22 protein-coding genes and 1 pseudogene are annotated in these 19232 nt (G+C 33.6%); 1 reads left to right on the forward strand and 22 read right to left on the reverse strand.

Annotated features, from left to right (window positions below; all coding sequences use genetic code 11):
* Positions 1 to 259 precede the first annotated feature (259 nt).
* From GW534_RS12510 to GW534_RS12530, 5 genes and pseudogenes are all read right to left on the reverse strand, one after another.
* The gene (locus tag GW534_RS12510; protein ID WP_161921353.1) at positions 260 to 856 is read right to left on the reverse strand and encodes a hypothetical protein; all 597 of its coding nucleotides are present in this window, start codon (positions 854 to 856) and stop codon (positions 260 to 262) included.
* 12 nt (positions 857 to 868) lie between these two features.
* Positions 869 to 1321 carry a hypothetical protein gene (locus tag GW534_RS12515; RefSeq protein ID WP_161921354.1) on the reverse strand — a complete coding sequence of 151 codons (453 nt, stop codon included), beginning with the start codon at positions 1319 to 1321 and terminating at the stop codon, positions 869 to 871.
* The gene (locus GW534_RS12520) at positions 1321 to 1722 is read right to left on the reverse strand and encodes a hypothetical protein (protein WP_161921355.1); all 402 of its coding nucleotides are present in this window, start codon (positions 1720 to 1722) and stop codon (positions 1321 to 1323) included. Before GW534_RS12520 ends, GW534_RS12515 begins: the two co-directional genes overlap by 1 nt.
* A gap of 734 nt (positions 1723 to 2456) precedes the next feature.
* Positions 2457 to 3589, reverse strand: a pseudogene (locus GW534_RS12525) (IS3 family transposase).
* A 255-nt stretch (positions 3590 to 3844) separates the two neighbouring features.
* On the reverse strand, positions 3845 to 4591 hold the full coding sequence (locus GW534_RS12530) for a hypothetical protein (protein WP_161921356.1): 747 nt from the start codon (positions 4589 to 4591) through the stop codon (positions 3845 to 3847).
* 439 nt (positions 4592 to 5030) lie between these two features.
* Here GW534_RS12530 and GW534_RS12535 point away from each other — a divergent pair, with 439 nt between their 5' ends.
* A complete protein-coding gene (locus GW534_RS12535) occupies positions 5031 to 5297 on the forward strand; it encodes a site-specific integrase (protein ID WP_161921357.1) in 267 nt (88 codons plus the stop codon).
* Between the two features lie 75 nt (positions 5298 to 5372).
* On the opposite strand, the gene GW534_RS12540 is transcribed toward GW534_RS12535, so the two are convergent.
* From GW534_RS12540 to GW534_RS12620, 17 genes are all read right to left on the reverse strand, one after another.
* Positions 5373 to 5852: a GNAT family N-acetyltransferase gene (locus tag GW534_RS12540; protein WP_161921358.1), complete on the reverse strand. Its 480-nt coding sequence runs from the start codon at positions 5850 to 5852 to the stop codon at positions 5373 to 5375.
* 645 nt (positions 5853 to 6497) lie between these two features.
* Positions 6498 to 7832 carry a 5-methylcytosine restriction system specificity protein McrC gene (locus GW534_RS12545; protein ID WP_161921359.1) on the reverse strand — a complete coding sequence of 445 codons (1335 nt, stop codon included), beginning with the start codon at positions 7830 to 7832 and terminating at the stop codon, positions 6498 to 6500.
* 82 nt (positions 7833 to 7914) lie between these two features.
* Entirely contained in the window at positions 7915 to 9888 is a 1974-nt protein-coding gene (locus GW534_RS16520) for an McrB family protein (RefSeq protein WP_246204131.1), read from the reverse strand.
* 663 nt (positions 9889 to 10551) lie between these two features.
* Positions 10552 to 10788 (reverse strand): glutaredoxin family protein, encoded by a 237-nt coding sequence (locus GW534_RS12555; protein ID WP_108897350.1) that lies wholly within the window; start codon positions 10786 to 10788, stop codon positions 10552 to 10554.
* Between the two features lie 120 nt (positions 10789 to 10908).
* On the reverse strand, positions 10909 to 11127 hold the full coding sequence (locus GW534_RS12560) for a glutaredoxin family protein (RefSeq protein ID WP_161921360.1): 219 nt from the start codon (positions 11125 to 11127) through the stop codon (positions 10909 to 10911).
* Between the two features lie 35 nt (positions 11128 to 11162).
* Positions 11163 to 11462, reverse strand: coding sequence for a rhodanese-like domain-containing protein (locus tag GW534_RS12565; RefSeq protein WP_161921370.1), 300 nt, complete (start codon positions 11460 to 11462; stop codon positions 11163 to 11165).
* Positions 11463 to 11478: 16 nt separating this feature from the next.
* The gene (locus GW534_RS12570; RefSeq protein WP_161921361.1) at positions 11479 to 11838 is read right to left on the reverse strand and encodes a rhodanese-like domain-containing protein; all 360 of its coding nucleotides are present in this window, start codon (positions 11836 to 11838) and stop codon (positions 11479 to 11481) included.
* Between the two features lie 159 nt (positions 11839 to 11997).
* Positions 11998 to 13113, reverse strand: coding sequence for an RNA-guided endonuclease InsQ/TnpB family protein (locus GW534_RS12575; protein WP_161921362.1), 1116 nt, complete (start codon positions 13111 to 13113; stop codon positions 11998 to 12000).
* Between the two features lie 11 nt (positions 13114 to 13124).
* Positions 13125 to 13523: an IS200/IS605 family transposase gene (gene tnpA, locus GW534_RS12580; RefSeq protein ID WP_161921363.1), complete on the reverse strand. Its 399-nt coding sequence runs from the start codon at positions 13521 to 13523 to the stop codon at positions 13125 to 13127.
* A gap of 271 nt (positions 13524 to 13794) precedes the next feature.
* Complete coding sequence (locus GW534_RS12585) at positions 13795 to 14055, reverse strand: metal-sensitive transcriptional regulator (RefSeq protein ID WP_161921364.1); 261 nt, start codon at positions 14053 to 14055, stop codon at positions 13795 to 13797.
* Between the two features lie 297 nt (positions 14056 to 14352).
* Entirely contained in the window at positions 14353 to 15129 is a 777-nt protein-coding gene (locus tag GW534_RS12590; RefSeq protein ID WP_161921365.1) for a sulfite exporter TauE/SafE family protein, read from the reverse strand.
* Between the two features lie 63 nt (positions 15130 to 15192).
* Positions 15193 to 15420 (reverse strand): sulfurtransferase TusA family protein, encoded by a 228-nt coding sequence (locus tag GW534_RS12595; protein WP_161921366.1) that lies wholly within the window; start codon positions 15418 to 15420, stop codon positions 15193 to 15195.
* A gap of 133 nt (positions 15421 to 15553) precedes the next feature.
* The gene (locus GW534_RS12600; protein WP_161921367.1) at positions 15554 to 16681 is read right to left on the reverse strand and encodes an MBL fold metallo-hydrolase; all 1128 of its coding nucleotides are present in this window, start codon (positions 16679 to 16681) and stop codon (positions 15554 to 15556) included.
* Positions 16682 to 16764: 83 nt separating this feature from the next.
* On the reverse strand, positions 16765 to 17160 hold the full coding sequence (locus tag GW534_RS12605; protein ID WP_108897343.1) for a DsrE/DsrF/DrsH-like family protein: 396 nt from the start codon (positions 17158 to 17160) through the stop codon (positions 16765 to 16767).
* 12 nt (positions 17161 to 17172) lie between these two features.
* Positions 17173 to 17724, reverse strand: coding sequence for a sulfurtransferase TusA family protein (locus GW534_RS12610; RefSeq protein WP_108897342.1), 552 nt, complete (start codon positions 17722 to 17724; stop codon positions 17173 to 17175).
* A gap of 307 nt (positions 17725 to 18031) precedes the next feature.
* A complete protein-coding gene (locus GW534_RS12615; protein WP_161921368.1) occupies positions 18032 to 18529 on the reverse strand; it encodes a kinase in 498 nt (165 codons plus the stop codon).
* 146 nt (positions 18530 to 18675) lie between these two features.
* Positions 18676 to 19191 carry a GNAT family N-acetyltransferase gene (locus GW534_RS12620; protein ID WP_161921369.1) on the reverse strand — a complete coding sequence of 172 codons (516 nt, stop codon included), beginning with the start codon at positions 19189 to 19191 and terminating at the stop codon, positions 18676 to 18678.
* Positions 19192 to 19232 lie beyond the last annotated feature (41 nt).

Raw genomic sequence — 19232 nt, forward strand, 5'->3', positions numbered from 1 at the left:
ATCAGTGTTTTGACGTGTTTTTCATTCTGATAATAAATTGGAATACCAATGACGTCCCAGGAGGACGTGGGTATATAGGTAGGAACTCTTGATATTACACGGTTTTAAAATGTTCTTGTGTAAAGTTTGTGTAAAAATATTAATAGTTTATAAAATACTTAAATGTTAGCAACTTATAAAACTATTTTTCCATATAATAAGAATTTAATTTATAAACTGTAAATACTGATACTTATTATTTATTAATCAACAGGAAAACTTAAATGTCTTCAGGTATATTTATATCTATAGGTAGTCCAATCCTAGAAAAATTAAAAGAATATGCATAAGAAAGATGCTCTCTATATGGAGGCAATAATCTCAGCCTACTACTAGGATTTTGATTGATTTGATTCTTTAATGATGTAATAGGAATTCTAAAAGTTTTTCTTAATAAAACTACCTGAAAATCCATATTAAGCTCAGGATTATTGTCTATTAATGCTCTATTTAAAAGATAATAGTCTAATATGTTCCCTTGCCTAATCTTTTCTGCATATTTATATTTATTATTCTGTTGTTTTTTTGTTAATGATTCATAATTAAAACCTTCTGTATTTTTGTATTGTTCCAATATGTAGTCCTTTAATATGTCTTCTAATGGTACTAGAGGGCATAATGTAATTTCTTCAACTTTACCATTTTCTAAATCACACGCTTGGGTCATCACAATACCATTTATATTACCATAACTTACTTCGAAAAAAGGAAATTCATCACTTGAATGTGTAACAGGAACTAAACAACTTATTATATCACCTTGTGATATATCTGTTGCCTGACTTGAATCAATTACTTCATACCACTGAAATTCCAAAAACAAATCCCCCTATCTATTAATTGTTGGATCAAACTTATAGGTGCCATTTTCAACTTCAGTTATATGTTTAGGATATATTTTTAAAAATTCTTCCATATTATTTATTTTCCTCATTGGAGTTGGTAGTGGTTTTAAATCTGAAACCTGATAATTATAAGTTCCATATTCCACTTCACTAACACTACTAGTATCGGTTTTATTGGGTTCCACTAATATTTCTCCCCCTTTAAAAGCACCACTAATCAGAAAGGATTTTGCTTTTGGTTCTGGATTAGTATATGCTATTGAGGTCATTTTAATGAAATTAGCCTTGGGTTCAATAATTCTTGATGACTCAACAGGTATTGAATCAGATATTTCATTATAAAATGTAGTACCCGTTACTGCAATCAACACTGCAATTGATCCATTGAAGAGTGGACTTTTAAAAAAAGACTTATTTACTAGGGTAACTTGCCCCATTACTCTTCACTCCCCTTCTTAAAAATTACAGGTATTGCAAAGTTTCCAATTGTATCTCCATCAAACTTAATATCCATTGAATAAATTCCTTGTCCCACAAATTGGACGTCCTCAAAGTCAATGCCCATAGTTAGACCTGAAACTTTTTTACTATCATTTTCTTCATCTTTTTCTTTTTCCAAAAGAAACTTCTCGGTTTCAATTAATTTTTCACCTTTAGGGCCTTTAAATATAGCTTGAATATAATGATTACTTCTATTGTCAACTTCTACAAGAGAAAAAACTATTGAGAAAGCAATACTGCTTACTGATGTCTTAATTGTTTGCAATAAGTCTAATTGTACACTCGGTCCTTCTATAATAAAACTTTTACAAAATGCGAAGTTTGTTACTTTAGGCATTTTAATACCTCCAATTTAATAAAAAAATAATTGCACAATTATTAGTTTTTCCAAAATATTCTAATTTTAAAATCAGACTTACAGAAACGAACATAATTTAATTTACTTCTAACAAAATTATAAGCTATTCTATAAATTTCTTGGAGTTTTTACACTAAATTTTTTCTAATTAATTATATATTTAATCAAGATTAATATATAAAAATAATTTGTTATTACTTCAAGGGATATATCTCGTTTAAATCATTGAAAAAGATTTCAACAAATATTTATTTTCATATATCAAATTCAAAAATTGGTCACTTTCAATATTACACTATCAATTCCTTAAAATTATCATCTAATTATGTTTACCAAAAAAATATGAGGTTTTATATGACAATAGTTCTTAACTATTTAGAGGTTTGGTATGTCAACACAAAATTGAACAATTTTTTAAGGTACATGTTCAAATTTGATTATTTCATGCAACTACTATGATTTGAATTTTAATAAGACTTATTCATATTGTTCGCCACCATTGACTTTGTTATTGTCTGTGTAGTGGAATGACCGCAGGTCAGGTGGAAAAACAGCCTTGAGGGCTTACCTGCTGATAAATTGTAACACAGACAATTCGATTCTAAGTATTCGCTGGCGGGGCCCCGACCCCTTCCATCGTCTACTAAGAATCGGGCGCTACAGTAAATGGCAAGCAGCTAACGCTGCGGCTCTGCGATTTATTCTTGAACACTTTACTGAACGGTATTCTTTCCAATTAGATGTTTTTCTTTAAATTCTTTTGGTGTTAAGTAATCTAATGAACCATGTATTCGTATGTTATTAAACCAATTAACGTAATCAAATAGCTCTAGATCAAGCTCTTGTTGACTATCAAACACTTTACCATAAACGAATTCTGTTTTAATAGTTTTGAACGTTGCTTCGGCAACTGCATTATCATAAGGCGTTCCTTTCTCGCTTAGGGATCTCTTAATGCCAAACGTTTCTAAAGCTTGATCTATCAAACGGTTTTTAAACTCACTTCCTCGATCAGTGTGAAATAATTCGAGGCGATTTAGATTGTATTTAACTGATGAAAAAGCACGGTGAACTAGCTCAGCGTTCTTTTGAGGACCTGAACTGTAGCCAATAATTTCACGATTATATAAATCTACTAAAACACAAATATAGTGCCATTTTTGTTTTACTCGAACGTAAGTTAAATCGCTTACAACTACTTTTAATTCCTTGTCTTGCTTAAATTCTCGATTTAATACATTTCCAATTTCTGACTCATTTACTGTTGCTTTTTTAGGATTAAATTGAGCGACAGTATATTTGGAAACAAGTCCTTGTTCCTTCATTATTCGCCCAATCCGGCGTAGTGATACTGTCCAGCCTTGCTTCTGTAGCTCTTTCTTTATTTTTCTTTGACCATAAATATTCCGACTATCCTTAAAGATTTTTACAATTAAATCTGTTAACTCATTATCCTGGTTATCCCGAATTTTCGCTTCATAATAGTACGTGCTTCTTGGAAGTTGAGACAAGAGCACATTGCTGATATCAAGTATTTATGACGGTTATTCCGAATCACATCTACGCATCAAGACATTATCAGCGCGGCTTGCTTTAAAATATCATTCTCCATCATCAGTCTTTGATTTTCTTTACGAAGTCTTATAATTTCTTCTTGTTCAGGGGTTCTATTGTCCTTTTCTTCAAAGGAGCCACTTGTTTTATGCTGGCGAACCCATTTGTCAAAGGCTTATGGCGTAAGCTCATATTCTTTAATAATTTCACTTCTAGGTTTTCCTGAAAGGTGAAGTTGGACGATCTGTTCTTTAAATTCTTTCGTGAATGTTCTTCTTGTTCTCTTGGTCATAATTAATTTGCTCCCATTTTTTTGTAAGGTTTAAGTATATATGACCTTAACTAATCTGTCCAACTAAGTGTAACCTAATTTTTTAATTCTACTATAATCTAGTCTTGATAAAATATGCATTAAAAAAATTTGTTTCATAATTCCTCAGAATGACATACAATTTATCTGAATATGATAATGTCTTATCAAAGTTTATCTAAAAAATATAATTGATAATCTTAAATATTATTTAATGGAAGTACTTAGTACATGACATCACTTGGATAGGTTCAAGGCAAATTTCCCACTAAACAAATCTTTGGTTAGCATGAGGTATGAAATATCAGAAATGTCTCCAATTTTTAATATATATGGTTCATTGGAATCTATACCTGTAAGAACAATCCTGTACTCCTTCTGATGTTCAAAGGATTTATCCTTCTTAAAAAAGATAGCAGGATGATTTTTTTGGTATTCTTCCAGCCTCTTAGAGGAGTTAATGTTGAAATCTTCATAGACGATTTTTCCTGCAAGATAAGTAATTCCCATGTCTTTTAGGGTATTCTCAACTCTTTCTTGGAAAGCCCGTGGATTAATCAATAATGCATATTCTCCAAATTCTTTGACGATTTGCTCGATGTCCTCAGAACTGAAATTAAATTGACAGTCTACACTATTTTCATGTTCTTTAATAATTTTTAGTGAATCTGCACTGATGTGAGTAATACAAAAAATTGGCTTAGTTAAGACATGGTTATAATTAAAGGCGATACGTTCTGCTTCACCTTCAAAAAGGAATTCATTAGTTTCACTGTTATAAAACTTCAAGTTTACATTATTTATCACAGCAGACATTTCATATTTGTCACCGATTCCTTTTTCCCCGTCCTGTTTTTCTCTTTCAATAAAATATCTTCCGTTGTTCATGTATAAATTACCTTTTTGCAGGTCTTCTAAATACTTTTCTTCCCTCGCAAACTTTATGAACATGAAAATATTGTTTTCATCTAGTATTGCAGTCATAAAAATATTATCCTCCCTTTCCTTTAGTTATTAAAGCTTAATGCTATTCTATTAATTAAGTATACTTAAAGCTGTCTGTACAGTAAATCTATTCAAACTCAGCTAGATTTACCTAACAAAGAAAAAACACTACATTCTTATAAGACTAACCTGCACTGTTAGTTTAAGTATATTTCCTCAAAATATTGTAAATTGAAACTAATTCCCTAGTTATAAAGTAAGAGATTTATAAAACTGTAGAAGTATCTTAAAAGATGATGATTGGAAAATATATTTTTATGTTTTTTCAAAAATTCCTTGTGTAAAAAATGTGTAAAACGGTATAAAAAACTGCTATTTTCTGCGATTCTTCCCCAAAAACAAAAACACGCCCAATCGATTGGTACATCTGCGTTTGGGCATGTTTTCCAATTTTCTATCGAAACTCTATTTTTACCTAATGACGTCCCAGGAGAGATTCGAACTCCCGACAGACAACTTATCTGTTCATGGATTCAGATATACGCATGCTAGTATTCTTTTATATGAAGGTGTAAATGTTTCTTACGTTTCTAGTCGGTTAGGCCATGGTGAGGTTGAAACAACGTTTAATAACTGTATCCATGTCATTAAGGAACTGGAAGAAAGAGATCAGATTAAACCTGCGGACATATTTGAAAAGATGAAGGAGACTTGCTCAAAACTTTTTGGAGTTCAAAATAACTGAATTATAATTAACCGGGCACACCATAAGTGAAATAACTTATATGTTGTGCCCTTTCTTCTTCAACTAAAGCACCCGTTAGTTCAATATCTTTATCAATTCAATTTCATCTCTGATTGGGATACCATCGTTACCAATTAAGGGTATCTCTGGTTTTAACTTTCTTGCTTTCTCAACTGCATTATTTATTATTTGGGACAGAATAAAACCTCGTTTTTGATAAAACCTCAATGCTAATAAATTATCGTTTGTTGTTATAAGTTTAAGGAGTTCGCACTTTTTCTTAATAGCAAGATTTTCTACTTCTTGAACTAACCTGGTTCCTATTCCTTTACCTTCTTCAATACTATCTAATGATATTATTTCGCATTCGTTATATTTAATTATGTAAGTAATTAAGCCAATGATATTATCTTCTTCATTTACAGCAGCAAAACCATCTAATGCACTACAATCATAAACTCCACTGGAAATAACCATTTCTGTACTTCCCCAATGTAACTTAAAAAATTCTATTATTTTAGTTTTCGGTAAATCTTCAATTGCATAGATTTTCATTATAAACACCTCAATTATTTTTTTACTCTAATTCAACTATCCTGCCCCGTTAGTTTAAGTGAAATCATCCTCATTCTTTATATAAATTCTTTTTCCCATTTTGTAAAGGAAGGATTCGGAAAAAACATACCATATAAAACCACGATAGTATATTTAAAATATGATGAATGGTTAATAATATAAAAGATTCTTTGCTTTTTTAGTATGTAATTTCAGTAATTCCTTGTGTAAAAAATGTGTAAAACGGCATAAAAAAGTGCTATTTTCCACGATTTTTACCCAAAAATAAAAACATGCCCAATCGCTTAATACATCTACGTTTGGGCATGTTTTCCATTTTTCTAGCGGAACTCTATTTTTACGTAATGACGTCCCAGGAGAACGTATATGTCGTGGTGATTGGGAGGCTAACTAAATCAGATATTCGATATTTCGGGCTAACTAAATTGGTGGATTTACTGTATAACTTTCACTTCTTTTCAAAATATGAACCGCAAACATATGTTGTAAAACTTAAAATGTTGTGCCCTTTCTCCTTCAAACTAACGGAAATGAATCGGAACTTAATATGATGATAAAAAACCGGAGACATTTTACTACTTTCTTAGAACGGCTCCGGCTTGCTCTTATTATTTCATAAGTAAGCTATTTCCCATTTAATATATTGGACACTTTTGTTATAAATTGTTCCTCATTTTTTTTAATTTGTACTTTAAATTCGTTATAGTCATTGCAGTCACAGGGAATCTCTAAGCCACACTTATAAACAATAATATCCTCCCTTGGACTAACATTATTTTCATATGTCGTACCGCTATTTAATCTCAACCCTGTTACATTTTCAGTTTCTCGATTATGAGGATATAAATTTACACCTTTTTTTGCATCAAATCTAAACATATAAGACAACATTTGCTGATAATCACTGCTTCTTATGTTTTCGTACGGTTTATATTTCGCATCGGCGATGATCCGATTATCTACGTTTCTGCTAATAAAATCGGGATAAATTAACCCTATATTCCCCTCAAATAATCGTTGTGCTCCTTTCCCCCCTTTGTTCATGGGGTGATAGAAATCACTGCCAATCAGCAAATGGACATATTCCTCCCAGATCCACGCACCATCAAACAACATACCGTAAATCTGATTCATACCGGATCCCATTTGATATTTTTCATGCTGTAATATCATGATACAAAGTCGTTGTAATGCTCTATATTCACGGTAATATGCATGGCGGATGGGTTTTTTCAAGTTTTTTTCTAAGACTTTTCTTCTATCAAAATACTTATAGCTTTTGGTTGCTTCTACGACGGTGGCCACTTCATCTTTCGTTTTTCGCAATACGTTGTTACCATATGGCTTCTTCTTAATAAATTCAATCGTATGGCGAACCAACTGCATCAGATCATTATCATATGAAAACTCACGTTGATTATATGCTATGTTCCCGATAAAAGGGGTATTATTTTTCACATGGCGTGGAATATCAATCGTTCCCCTAATATTTTCATCATTATACTTTTTTTGGATATACGTTTTGAATAAACCTTTTCTCATTGCTTTTTTTAAAAAGTTAGGAAAGAAAAAAAGTAACATGTTTAGCGTACGATGATTTTGATTTGCATCAGTATTAAGCTCTACAACATTTGGCAAATGCAATACGCATTCTAGTAAATATTGAAAGAAATAATCAGTTTCACCATTTGAAAAACGAGATTCGATGACGAGACGTTCGTTACCAAAGCCTAGAAAACCCATCACATTACTTGAACGATAACATTGATTGATGCTTTGTAAAATAACCTGTTCTTTGCTGATATCTTCCGAATCTTTTATAAGCTCGGGGAAAATAAATACCCCTTCCTTTTCAAGTTGTTCAAGTGTTTTATCGACAATCTTTTCTGTCACATTGGCTACTTCTTGAAAGTGTTTTTTATGAATCAGTGCATTATCTTTAATTTTGAGTTCCTTCATTTTAATAATCACCTGGATAGCCATACGCCTTTGCAAACCTATTCATAATCTCGTCTTCATCATACATACCACGCACATATTCTCATAGTAACGGCTCAAGATAGTCTGTCCATAATTGGTTAAAAGTTAAGTATTTTAATTTCAAAAAGTAAGATGCACCAATATGATAATGTTGGTTAAGCTCCTCCACATTAGAAATTTCATTATTCAGCGCTGTCATTCTACGGATTGCTTCCTCTTTCACTTCACCTAATTCATCTAACATTTCCAATCGATCGTCCGCTTTTATTTCAATAAATCTGAAACGACGACGCATAGCAAAGTCAAAGCTGTCAACGGAACGGTCGATATCGTTCATCGTTCCAATTAGATAGACATTTTCGGGTATGTAAAATCGCTCCTCCGGATTGTCGTGCATGTTTGCATACTGTGTAGATACTTCTCCAGTACGGCCACGATATCCCGGATCAATTGAATAAAATAGTTCACCAAAAATTTTTGAAATTTCACCACGATTAATTTCATCAATAATAAATATGTAAGGTTTCAATTTATCAGGCTTTGCCTTTGGATTGGTGATGGGCTTTTTATTCAATTTAATATCTTTATAAATAGCTAATAGGTAGGAAAAATGTTGTGTCGGATTCAATTTTCCAAAAAAATTAGTTACATCTTTCACTTGGGTGAATGTTTGTTTAAAATCTAACATCGCTTTTAGCTCACTTATACTCAATCTCAACTTATTCGATATTTTGTTTTCTGGAATAGATATATGAATATGCTTATCATCGATTTCGGTAATATAAAATTTAGTGCCACGAGCAGTTTCCAATCCATCTACTCCCAACTCAATGTTTGAAAAATAGTCAAACATCATACTTTCAACCGTTGCTTCTTTTTCTCTTTGTTCTTGGGTCTTTTGAGAATCTTCAAAGTTCTTTTTCGCTCTAGCTATAAAACGCTTAAATATCCCGTCTTTAAGTTCAAATCCGACAGAACCATCATCATTAATCCTTGGCCGCAAACCTTCAACAAAGTCTGAGTAATCATAATTTGGATGAAACTGAACAAATTCAATCTGTCTCTTTTGTTCATCGGAAAGTAGAGAAAAATCATCAAAATAGCCATCACTGATAATATCGGCAGCTATTTCTTTTGCTAGATGCGTTTTGCCTGTGCCTGGTGCACCGTGTAAAATAATGTTTTTAGACTCAATTAGATAGTGGGAATATGGATTTCTATATCCGCTAGTTTCCTGTAGCCTTTCAATATCTACATTTTTGTTCTCGGTTTGCACAGTTTCTTCTTTTTTATCTTTTTCACGATAAATGAGGACAAATTGGTCACCCTCATTCCCAAAACGTTTTAAACATTCCTGAACAAATAAAATTGTAGAGAAAATGTTCCAACTATATATCACGAATTGTTGGCCATCATCATTTCTATAAACTAAATATTCAATTGAATTTCTAAATCGCTTAAATTCCTCAATACTAGGAAATATACCACGAATGATTTCAGTATTTGGCGTATATTGACAAATTGGAAATTGCTCTTTTTCTTCCATAGGTAGTGCGGCAATTTGTTGTTCAAAAACCTGAAAGGCCAAACGGGGCAATGTTTGATTTGAGTTTCGTCTTTCACCCTTATTGTATTTACGTCGGACCTTAGCTCCACTTGCATTTATAAAATATACATCAAGTGGCTTGTAATGATCACCGAGTGCTAGGTTATCCATCGTAAAACGATCGTCTGTTGATGTTACTTCATTGGCAGAGATCGTTAACTTAAATTTTTCTTGCTTTGTTTCAACTATGAAGTCCAATTTTTCTAAAAACTTTTTTGCTTCTTCTGCATGAAATTCCTCAGTAGAGATATCTACATAATTAACCAAATGATTTGCAACTGCAATGACATACTTAACCGGATACGTTTTTCCAGATTCATCAACCAATTCATACTTCTTACTTTTATTTTGGTTTGGTACACCATTCTCGTCGATATACTGAATCGCTTTAAATATATCTTCTTTTGAAATATTCTTTGGAATAGCCATATAAACTCCCCTTTATTGTATTAGGCCACGATCAACCTTAAAAAGAATGATAGAATATAAGACCACTAACTATGCAATGCGCTTTAAAGATAGGGAGTAATTATGAAATGAGTTCTGATAAATATATTTCGATTAAATTACTTCCCCTTAACTTATTATATCTTTGTATCTTCTATTTATCTAATTTCGATCAACTCTTGTGAAAAAATGTGTGAATGGGGTTAAAAATATACTATTTCTATAATTTTGCTCAATATAAAAACACGCCCAATCGCTTGATACATCCGCGTTTGGGCATGTTCCCAATTTTCTAGCACTCTTTTTTTACGTGATGACGTCCCAGGATAGAACAATAACTAACAGCTCATAACATCTTCAATTTACCCCATCTTTATAACATGACAATACCCACACGTCTTTTTCCTTCATTTTACATTAAACGATAAAATAAACAATAATAGATAGGGCATTGGATGTTATGGTCATGCGCTGCTAATAGGCGCACAATATAAGAAAAGACTCGCAGAGTGGCTATAAAGACAGAGATGCAAGTCGTCCTAGATAATAGCTAAAAAAAGCCCGAATCTCATAGAAAAGAAATTCAGGCTTCCTTTTGTCTATTTTATATTATATTAATACTATAACTCTTTTACTACTATATTTTTATTTTTCTAAATAATCCATCAAACGTTCTGGATCGAATCCAATAACCCATTTCCCATTTATTTCTGTTTGTGGAACTCCCATTTGACCTGTTTGATTTACTAATCTTTGCATCATAATGGGATCCCTTTCTACGTTTACTTCCTTAAATGGAATACCGTTTTGCTGCAAAAAACCTTTTAACATTGTACAAAACGGACAGCTTGTTGTTGTATAGACAGTAACATTGTTTTTCATTATTTTTTCCCTCCCTCAAAATTTTCACTTTATAACCCTACATACCCAACAGGGTATATTGAATTATAAAATCTACTTAATAATATTATGAGTAAAGTGATTTCACACCTGTATCGCTTTTCATAATCCCACTGGATCAAAGCTCGAAATCCATTTACCATTAATATTTGTTTGCGGTACAGTGAATTTCCCTGTTTTTGAGATTATTTTTACCATTGCAATTGGATGAATTTCTAAATTAACCTCTTCATAAGAGATATCATTTAGATTTAAAAAATTCTTTACCATTTTACATACTGGACACATGGTAGTTGTATAAACCGTAACTTTTTGATTCATATCTAATCTCCACTATTAATTATTAATCATCTTTCTTATTCTACCTTACCTTTCCAATTATTCATGCCGCCAATCATATCCTCTACTTTGAATCCAAGTGCCTCTAGGATTCCACAGGCAGCCTTACTGCGATTCCCCGATTGGCAGACAATAATATAACTCTTCTTTTTATCTAATTCGTTTTTACGGAGTGCGAGTTGCCTTAATGGGATATGTTTTGCACCCGGTATTTTCCCAGTTGCTATTTCAGCATTTTCGCGAACATCAATAATATCCACAGCTTCTTGATTTTTTAGACGCACCTCAACTTCTTCTGGTGTAATTTGTTTTGCCATTAGACTTCTTCCTTTCTTAATACCAAGCACTCATTCCGCCCTTAACATTATAAATATTTTTAAAACCTTGTTTTTTTAAGTATTTTGCTGCTTTTGCACTTCTCATACCACTTTGACAAATGACAATAATATCTTTATTTTTATCTAGCTTATTTACTTTATTCGGTAGTTCGTTAAGGGGAATATTTTTAAACTGTGGTCGATGGTTTGATTTATATTCACCTGTTGTTCGAACATCTATACATTGAATATTTTTATCATTTATTCTTTTCTTCGCTTGTTCAACCGTTATATTCGTTATCCCTTTTGTTGGAATAAAACGGCTAAGAAAAATAAGAGCAACAGCAAAAATAATAATCCACTCCATTATTCCCATTGATTTAAAGCCTCCTCCTTAATGCCCCTAAAGGTATATTACTAACAAGTGAACTACCCGCCACCTACGCTTCGCTTAGAGGTGGGGGCTTCTCGGGTAATCCCATCTCATGATGGGAAATAGACCGAGCTATCCCTCTCGTTCCAAGAGTTCTTTTTACTATACTAACCCTAACAGCCGCAATCCTTCATGTTTGATATTGATAGAAGCGTTCCAATCACGGTCTGCCACAAAACCACAATCACAGCGAAATGTACGCTCAGAAAGAGATAGAGACTCCTTTACTCGACCGCAACATGAACAAGTTTTGGATGATGGAAACCATTTATCTATTTTGATAAGCTTTTTCCCTTGCTCTTCTAACTTGTATTGGAGAAATGTTGTAAACATCCCCCATGCGTTATCAGTAACACTTTTACCAAAATGTAGGGCTTGTGACATTCCCTTCATGTTGAGGTCTTCGACAACAACACAATCGTACTTGCTTGCAAGATGATGGGACAATTTGTGTAAAAAGTCTCTTCGTTGGTTTGCAACCTTTTCATGTAAGTTCGCTACTTTCAGTCGCTGTTTGTGCCAACGATTAGAACCTTTCTTCCTGCGTGACAAAATACGTTGTTCCTTCGCTAATTTTTTCAATGTTTGTCGATAGAAACGAGGATAATTGGCTCTCTTACCCTCTTCACTATCGACATACAGACCATCCATAGCAAAATCTAAACCAACTACTTTCTGAATTTTTACTTGACGGATATCTTTCTCGTATTCCGTCAAAATAGAAATATAGTATTTCCCTGTCTTTGTTTTCGAAATAGTGCAAGATTTGATTTTATGGTCAGTAGGAATCTCTCTATGTTGCTTCATTTTTATCGGCTTTTTGAACTTTGGTAATTTGATATGACCATCTTCAATCTTAATATTTCCGTTGACCATATTGGTTGTATAGGATTGCTTGTGTTTTTTACTTTTGAATTTAGGGAAACCCGTACGACCTTCAAAAAAGTTCTTATAAGCATTTTGTAAATGGATTTGTGCGTTGGCTAAAGCTAAAGAATCCACTTCTTTTAGGAATGGGAATTCATCTTTGTACTTTGCCGGTGTCGGAAACTTTTGTTCTTTAAGCTTCTCTTTGTTGTCTTTGAACTTTTCATATATTTCTTTACGTTCTGCCAGCATCTGATTGTAAACAAAACGAACGCAACCGAAGATTTTCGCAAGAAGTTGCTCTTGTTCTTTCGTTGGGTACAGACGGAACTTATATGCTTTGTTTGCCATATCGAATCACCTCACTTCATCCCTTGATTTTCTATATACTGCTTTATCACTTCAATGGGGGCGCCACCAGTTGTAAGTAAGCAAAAGCTTCTTGACCAAAAATACTCTTTCCAAAGTTTTCTTTTCACTTGTGGAAAATGCTTTTTGATAAGTCGAGAACTTGCACTTTTATAGGCATTGATGAACTTTGATAATTCACTATTCGGATGTGCTTTGAACAAAATATGCACATGGTCAATATCGTGATTCCATTCGACCAAGGAAATATTGTAATTTTCACCAAGTCGAATAAACATATCTTTTGCATAGTCAGATATGGTATCATCAATCACTTTTCTGCGATATTTTACGACCAGGACAAGATGGTAATACAACAAGAACACTGAATGATTATTATTATCTAATTTCATTGATATAACAACCTTTCATTTATATAAGACTGATTATATCACAACACAAAAAAAGAGACAACTTTAGGCTACGCCTACCAAAATTCATCTCCCACTTTCACTGGTGCATATGCACCTTCTCGTTTAGAAGTAGGAGACTTCTTTCGGAGATATGTTAAAATATCCTACCTATTTTCATGCATCTATATTTAAAACTTTTATACCCACCCGGGTATAAAAATACAAAAAAGGCATGCAACGCTTTTCTAATTAAAGAAAAGCTGTTGAACCTTTATCTACTTTTTACTAATAAATTTACTGCTTCTTTTACAAGTTCTTGCGTCTCTTCACCATTTTTTATATTTTCACGAACACATTGTTCTAAATTCATGCTCACAATTAAACCAATTGTACGATCAATGGCAGAACGTGAGGCAGATAATTGAGTAATCACGTCTCGACAATCTTTATTTTGTTCAATCATATTTAAAACACCTTTGATCTGTCCTTCAATTCGTTTTAAACGATTGACAACTGATTTATCATATTCCATTCAATATTCCTCCCTTTTAAAAAAGGATTGTCTATCATCTTAAAGTGACAAATTTAATACCTTTTTGATATAGCGTTTTTTATAAATGTGTTTTAGTTGCACTCATATTACAATAATAAACTTATTCATTGAATTTATAAGCATTATAATATACCCCTCAAGGTATATTGTCAAGGTACCAGCTAAAAAATTTTTCCAATATATTTGTATCCAAAATTTTTTAAAAAAGGGAGGCCTTCTGTCTTATTGTTGCATTCTAAACAATTGTAAGTAGTAAAAAGTTAATATTAAATTACATTATAAAATATCGATCCAAAGTTTAATGGCAGTACCAGCAATCATAATAGCTAGAATAAACTGTAAGATTTTGGTATTCATTTTCTTACCAACCTTCGTACCGAGTGGGGCGGCTATAATACTTGCAATAATCATAATGATAGCTGGTAGATAATCTACCTGCCCCGTGATCAGTTTACCAATACTACTCCCAATGGAAGATATGAAGGTAATAGCTAAACTTGTAGCAATCGTCATTCTCGTTGGGATATGCAGAACTGTTAACATAATTGGTACAAGCAAAAATCCTCCTGCTGCTCCAACAATACCAGATACGATTCCAACTACTAAAGCTAGAATTGCTGCCAGTGGCTTATTAAATGTCACTTCATTTAATGGCATATCATCCACTAGCTTTTTTGGTATAAACATCATCACTGCCGCAACTAAAGCAAGAATGCCATATACGACATTCACTGCTTGTTCCGATAATAAACTAGATCCATAACTACCAATTAAGCTACCAATGAGAATAGCTCCACCCATATAAATGATGAGTTGTTTGTTTAGATATCCTCCTTTACGATACGCCCATACACCAGCGATGGAGGCAAATAATACTTGTATAGCACTTATCCCCGACACTTCGTGGGCCGTGAATGCGACTATACCAAATAAAGGTGGAATATATAATAGCATCGGATATTTAATAATGGAACCGCCGACGCCTAACATACCGGATAAGAATGAACCAATAAATCCAATAGCAAATATGACGATAATAAATGTTAAAACCATTGATAAACCTTCTTTCTACATCAGGAAAAGCGAGTAGTGATTCTACTCGCTATTTGATTTTCATTATGCTTTTTGAATATAAAAGTATAGAACATCCTCTTCTGTTTTTTGTTCTAACACAGTGTGGCCGCCTGATTTTGCCCAAGCAGGTATATCGTTCAATGCACCTTTGTCTGTAACAACTACTTCAAGTACTTCTCCTGATTTAATCGCATCGATTGCTTTTTTGGTTTTAACGATAGGCATTGGACATGCAAGACCTTTTGCATCTAATGTTTTGGTAATGTTCATTTGATAGTCCTCCATTTTATATTTAAAGTTTTCCGAATTAAGTCCCTATTTTATGTTTTACAAACAGCCTCTCTCAGAATATCAAAATAAAATTTTCTAATATCAATTGTTGTTTCAAATTACAAATCAACATTTAGCGGACGGCACAACGGTTTGGACCAATCTCCATTTCAGTTTGTTCATCATTATCTGGAGTAATTTTACCCATATTGACTTGACGAATTTGTTGATATGCGTTTGGTTGTGGTGGCAAATGATCCGTTACCGTACGACGGAATTCATCTTCGTCTTCGATATTCAGACCATGGTTTTCTTTAAATAAATCACCTAGTCTTCTTGCTACAGTACCATCTTCATTTAATTCATCAATAATCATGAAGTGTGCTGGTAATACGACTAGGTCTTCTGCAAGTTCACGATAACGAGAATATAATGTTTCACGTAAATCATCTACCCAGTCTTCCGCAAGTCCTGCTAAGTCAGGACGACCAATGGAATCAATAAAAAGAATATCTCCTGTTAATAAGAACTGATTATCGATTATAAATGAAGTCGAACCGATTGTATGACCAGGTGAGTAAAATGCATTTACATCAATTTGAGATGCACCAATTTTAATGTTTAGCCCATCTGTTAGAGGTGTGTAGTCGAATACTACCTCTGTAGCATCTTTGGGTGGTAGGTAGTAAGTAGCGCCTGTTGCAGCTGCAATGTGACGTCCACCCGAGATATGATCTGCATGTAGATGCGTATCAAATACATGTTTGATTTCTACACCTTTTTCTTTAGCAAAGTTTGTGAATACATCCGTGAAACGGACTGCATCGATAATAGCTGCTTCGCCTTCAGAAATTACCATATAAGATAAACAACCTTTTCCTAAACGGACAAATTGGTATATCTCCCCACCATTTTCTAAATCGGAAACTTTAATTGGTTCTAGATAACTACTCCAAGATTTCATTCCCCCTTCAAGGTATGCAACTTCACGACCAGCTTCAGAAAGCATTTCTGCTACCATAACGGAAGATCCTTCCTTAGCACATACTACTAATACTTCCTTATCTGTTGGAAGTTTAGGCAAAATCTCTTCTACACCATCTATTAATTCGAAGTAAGGGATATTTAAATACTCGAATTTATGTCCTTCAATTTTCCAATCCTCAAATGCATCATGATTACGAACATCTAAAATAAATAATTCTTCCTTATCAATTACTTTTCGAGCAACTTCTGCTGCAGTCCATTTATATACTGTCATTACCAAATTACCCCCCTAGGTATATTTTGAGTTATTTTTTAACAGTGGAGAATTTCTCCACTGCATAAAGATTGATCATCTAATTAGAAAGTTAATGTTGGTGATGCATCTTTTGCATATTCTAGGAATGTTACTGCTCCACCAACTTCTATACCATCAACGAAATCTTCTTTCGTAAGTCCCATAACATCCATTGTCATTTGACATGCTATAAATTTAACACCTAGTTCCTGTGCCATCTCAACTAGTTGTGGGATAGTAGGAACATTTGCTTTTTCAAACCCTTCGGTTAAATGTTCCTTTCCCGCTGGCATTTCTAAAGCGTGCATTGCTTGTTTATGAATTAAGTTTAGCCCTTCAAAAGTGAAAAAGATTTGTACCTCTTTTTCTGAAGCTGCTGCTGCTGTTGCAATATTAAATACTTTATAGGCATCAAATAAACCACCGTTTGCTGCAATAATCGCTACTTTATTAGACATATTAAATTCCTCCTATACCTCTTTTGTTAGTTTACCGTTCCACTCAGTCATACCTGGTAGAACGTTATATACTTTTGTAAAGCCATTTTTAGCTAAAATTTGTGCTGCCATATCCGAGCGTTTTCCGGTACGGCAAACCACATAAATCTCTTGTTCTTTATTCAATTCTTCTAGTCTTGATTCTAATTCTCCCAAAGGGATGGATTTAGCACCTTCAATATGCCCAAATGCATATTCAGCCTCTTCACGCACGTCTAAAATTAAGCCATCACGTGATTCAATTTCATTAAGTGAAACAGTGTGTTCGAATGTTTTTTCCACTTCCGGTTCACTAGAACCTTTACGGATGTAATGATAAAATACATCGCCTTCTTCTACTGTTCCTAAATATTGATGTCCTACAGAACTTGCCCAAGCAGCCAAATCTGCCTTGGAGCCTTTATCTGTTGCTTGAACTTCCAAAACTTGACCTTCTTCAAGATCGGTAATTGCTTTTTTGGTTTTTACTATTGGCATAGGACAAGCTAGACCTTTAGCATCTAATTGAAGATTTGCTTTTATCATTCAGTTACCCCCTATGGTATTAAATTTACTAAAAATAAATAGTCGTTGACTTCATTAATATACCTGTATGGGTATATTCCCGGGCGGTAAAATAGTCGTATTTTACTAACGACTTTTACTTGATGCCTATTTAAGATTTTCACTTATTCGTTCGTGATTACCAATCACATAACCTATAATATACCCCGTGGGGTAAAATGTCAACCCTTTGATTTTTTATTTTTTATGCATTTGTTATGGATGTATATGAATTGGTATTGAAAAAAGGTGGTTAATCCTTCTTGGATCAACACACCAATTTGTGTCATCACTTTTGTAATTGTTTGATAATGAATGTAAAAATATCATCCTCTGACATATCATTGGTTAGAAATGTTTCTCCAGGTACACCAAGATAATCTTTTTCCCTCCACCATTTACGGAGAGCTTCTTCTCCGAACTCCGTTTTCTTCGGACTCGAATTGTGACGTTTTAGCGTTTCTTCATATGTAAGATCATAGTAAAAAACATGGGCATTCCCGTCAAAAAACCGGATTAAATTCGTCAACATCTCTCCATACCAGGCCTTGTACAATATCCCTTCCACAATCACATATTCACATTTTCTTTTACCGTATTCTGCAATTTGCCGAATTAGGTCAATTGATAGATTCCCATCCCGATCATGAACGTTTAACATCTCACGCCGAACAACATCCTGAGAAACTAAGAGTGTTCCATAACCAAAATAGTTTTGAAGTCTTTTCGCAATCGTTGTTTTTCCGCTTCTTGAATTCCCACGAATGATGACTAGTTTCGATTCCATAAAATCCCCTACTTTCTATCATTCGACCAAAGTGATTTGAATAAAACTAAGTCTTCTTTCACTGCCAAATAATGGTGTTCGTAAATCAGAAGTGCTTTTGACCTCGATTTCTTTCAACTGGTTCTTGCACTTTTTACTGGATAAATTTAGATAAAGGAATAAACATTTGTATAAACCCAATCTTTAAATGATTGAAATTGTTGTTCTTGTAGAGGCTCAGGATAAGACATGATGACAAGGGGCACCGGGCTTTGGTCTTTAGCAAGTGCCGGTTGTACATAGCTCCACGGGTTCAGATTAAAACCGTTTCGTTTATAAAAGTTTGCCCGCCTTTTTTCAAGATCCCCCTCCGGCAGTTCAATTTCGAGTATAACCGGTTTTGTTTGTTGCTTAAGAAAATCCTGAAGTAGTTTCGAACCTAATCCGCCGTTACGGAATCTTTCTTTTACCGCAAAATGCTCGATAAAGATAAACTCTGGTCCTTCCCATGTAGCAAGAAAACCGGCAAGCTCCCGATCTTTCTCATAAGCAAAAATCCGGTAATGCGGTTGGGACAGTAATGCTCGTTGGGATTCATACGGTCGATATTCATCAATCGGAAAAGATTGTTCTATTATTTGAAAAAGTTCATCAAACTGCTCTTCGTGTAAAACCTTTAACATAAAATTCTCCTTACTAGATTTGTATATATTGGTATATTATA

The sequence above is a fragment of the Pallidibacillus pasinlerensis genome (genome assembly GCF_009996845.1).
Lineage (GTDB): Bacteria > Bacillota > Bacilli > Bacillales > Caldibacillaceae > Pallidibacillus > Pallidibacillus pasinlerensis.

Coding starts and splice junctions, on each gene's coding strand:
- GW534_RS12620 (WP_161921369.1), bottom strand. CDS start 19,191: ATGTTAAAGGTTTTACACGAAGAGCAGTTTGATGAACTTTTTCAAATA.
- GW534_RS12530 (WP_161921356.1), bottom strand. CDS start 4,591: ATGACTGCAATACTAGATGAAAACAATATTTTCATGTTCATAAAGTTT.
- GW534_RS12545 (WP_161921359.1), bottom strand. CDS start 7,832: ATGAAGGAACTCAAAATTAAAGATAATGCACTGATTCATAAAAAACAC.
- GW534_RS12535 (WP_161921357.1), top strand. CDS start 5,031: ATGACGTCCCAGGAGAGATTCGAACTCCCGACAGACAACTTATCTGTT.
- GW534_RS12515 (WP_161921354.1), bottom strand. CDS start 1,321: ATGGGGCAAGTTACCCTAGTAAATAAGTCTTTTTTTAAAAGTCCACTC.
- GW534_RS12575 (WP_161921362.1), bottom strand. CDS start 13,113: ATGGCAAACAAAGCATATAAGTTCCGTCTGTACCCAACGAAAGAACAA.
- GW534_RS12590 (WP_161921365.1), bottom strand. CDS start 15,129: ATGGTTTTAACATTTATTATCGTCATATTTGCTATTGGATTTATTGGT.
- GW534_RS12615 (WP_161921368.1), bottom strand. CDS start 18,529: ATGGAATCGAAACTAGTCATCATTCGTGGGAATTCAAGAAGCGGAAAA.
- GW534_RS12600 (WP_161921367.1), bottom strand. CDS start 16,681: ATGACAGTATATAAATGGACTGCAGCAGAAGTTGCTCGAAAAGTAATT.
- GW534_RS12555 (WP_108897350.1), bottom strand. CDS start 10,788: ATGAAAAACAATGTTACTGTCTATACAACAACAAGCTGTCCGTTTTGT.
- GW534_RS12540 (WP_161921358.1), bottom strand. CDS start 5,852: ATGAAAATCTATGCAATTGAAGATTTACCGAAAACTAAAATAATAGAA.
- GW534_RS16520 (WP_246204131.1), bottom strand. CDS start 9,888: ATGGCTATTCCAAAGAATATTTCAAAAGAAGATATATTTAAAGCGATT.
- tnpA (WP_161921363.1), bottom strand. CDS start 13,523: ATGAAATTAGATAATAATAATCATTCAGTGTTCTTGTTGTATTACCAT.
- GW534_RS12595 (WP_161921366.1), bottom strand. CDS start 15,420: ATGAACATTACCAAAACATTAGATGCAAAAGGTCTTGCATGTCCAATG.
- GW534_RS12610 (WP_108897342.1), bottom strand. CDS start 17,724: ATGATAAAAGCAAATCTTCAATTAGATGCTAAAGGTCTAGCTTGTCCT.
- GW534_RS12560 (WP_161921360.1), bottom strand. CDS start 11,127: ATGAATCAAAAAGTTACGGTTTATACAACTACCATGTGTCCAGTATGT.
- GW534_RS12585 (WP_161921364.1), bottom strand. CDS start 14,055: ATGGAATATGATAAATCAGTTGTCAATCGTTTAAAACGAATTGAAGGA.
- GW534_RS12570 (WP_161921361.1), bottom strand. CDS start 11,838: ATGGGAATAATGGAGTGGATTATTATTTTTGCTGTTGCTCTTATTTTT.
- GW534_RS12565 (WP_161921370.1), bottom strand. CDS start 11,462: ATGGCAAAACAAATTACACCAGAAGAAGTTGAGGTGCGTCTAAAAAAT.
- GW534_RS12605 (WP_108897343.1), bottom strand. CDS start 17,160: ATGTCTAATAAAGTAGCGATTATTGCAGCAAACGGTGGTTTATTTGAT.
- GW534_RS12520 (WP_161921355.1), bottom strand. CDS start 1,722: ATGCCTAAAGTAACAAACTTCGCATTTTGTAAAAGTTTTATTATAGAA.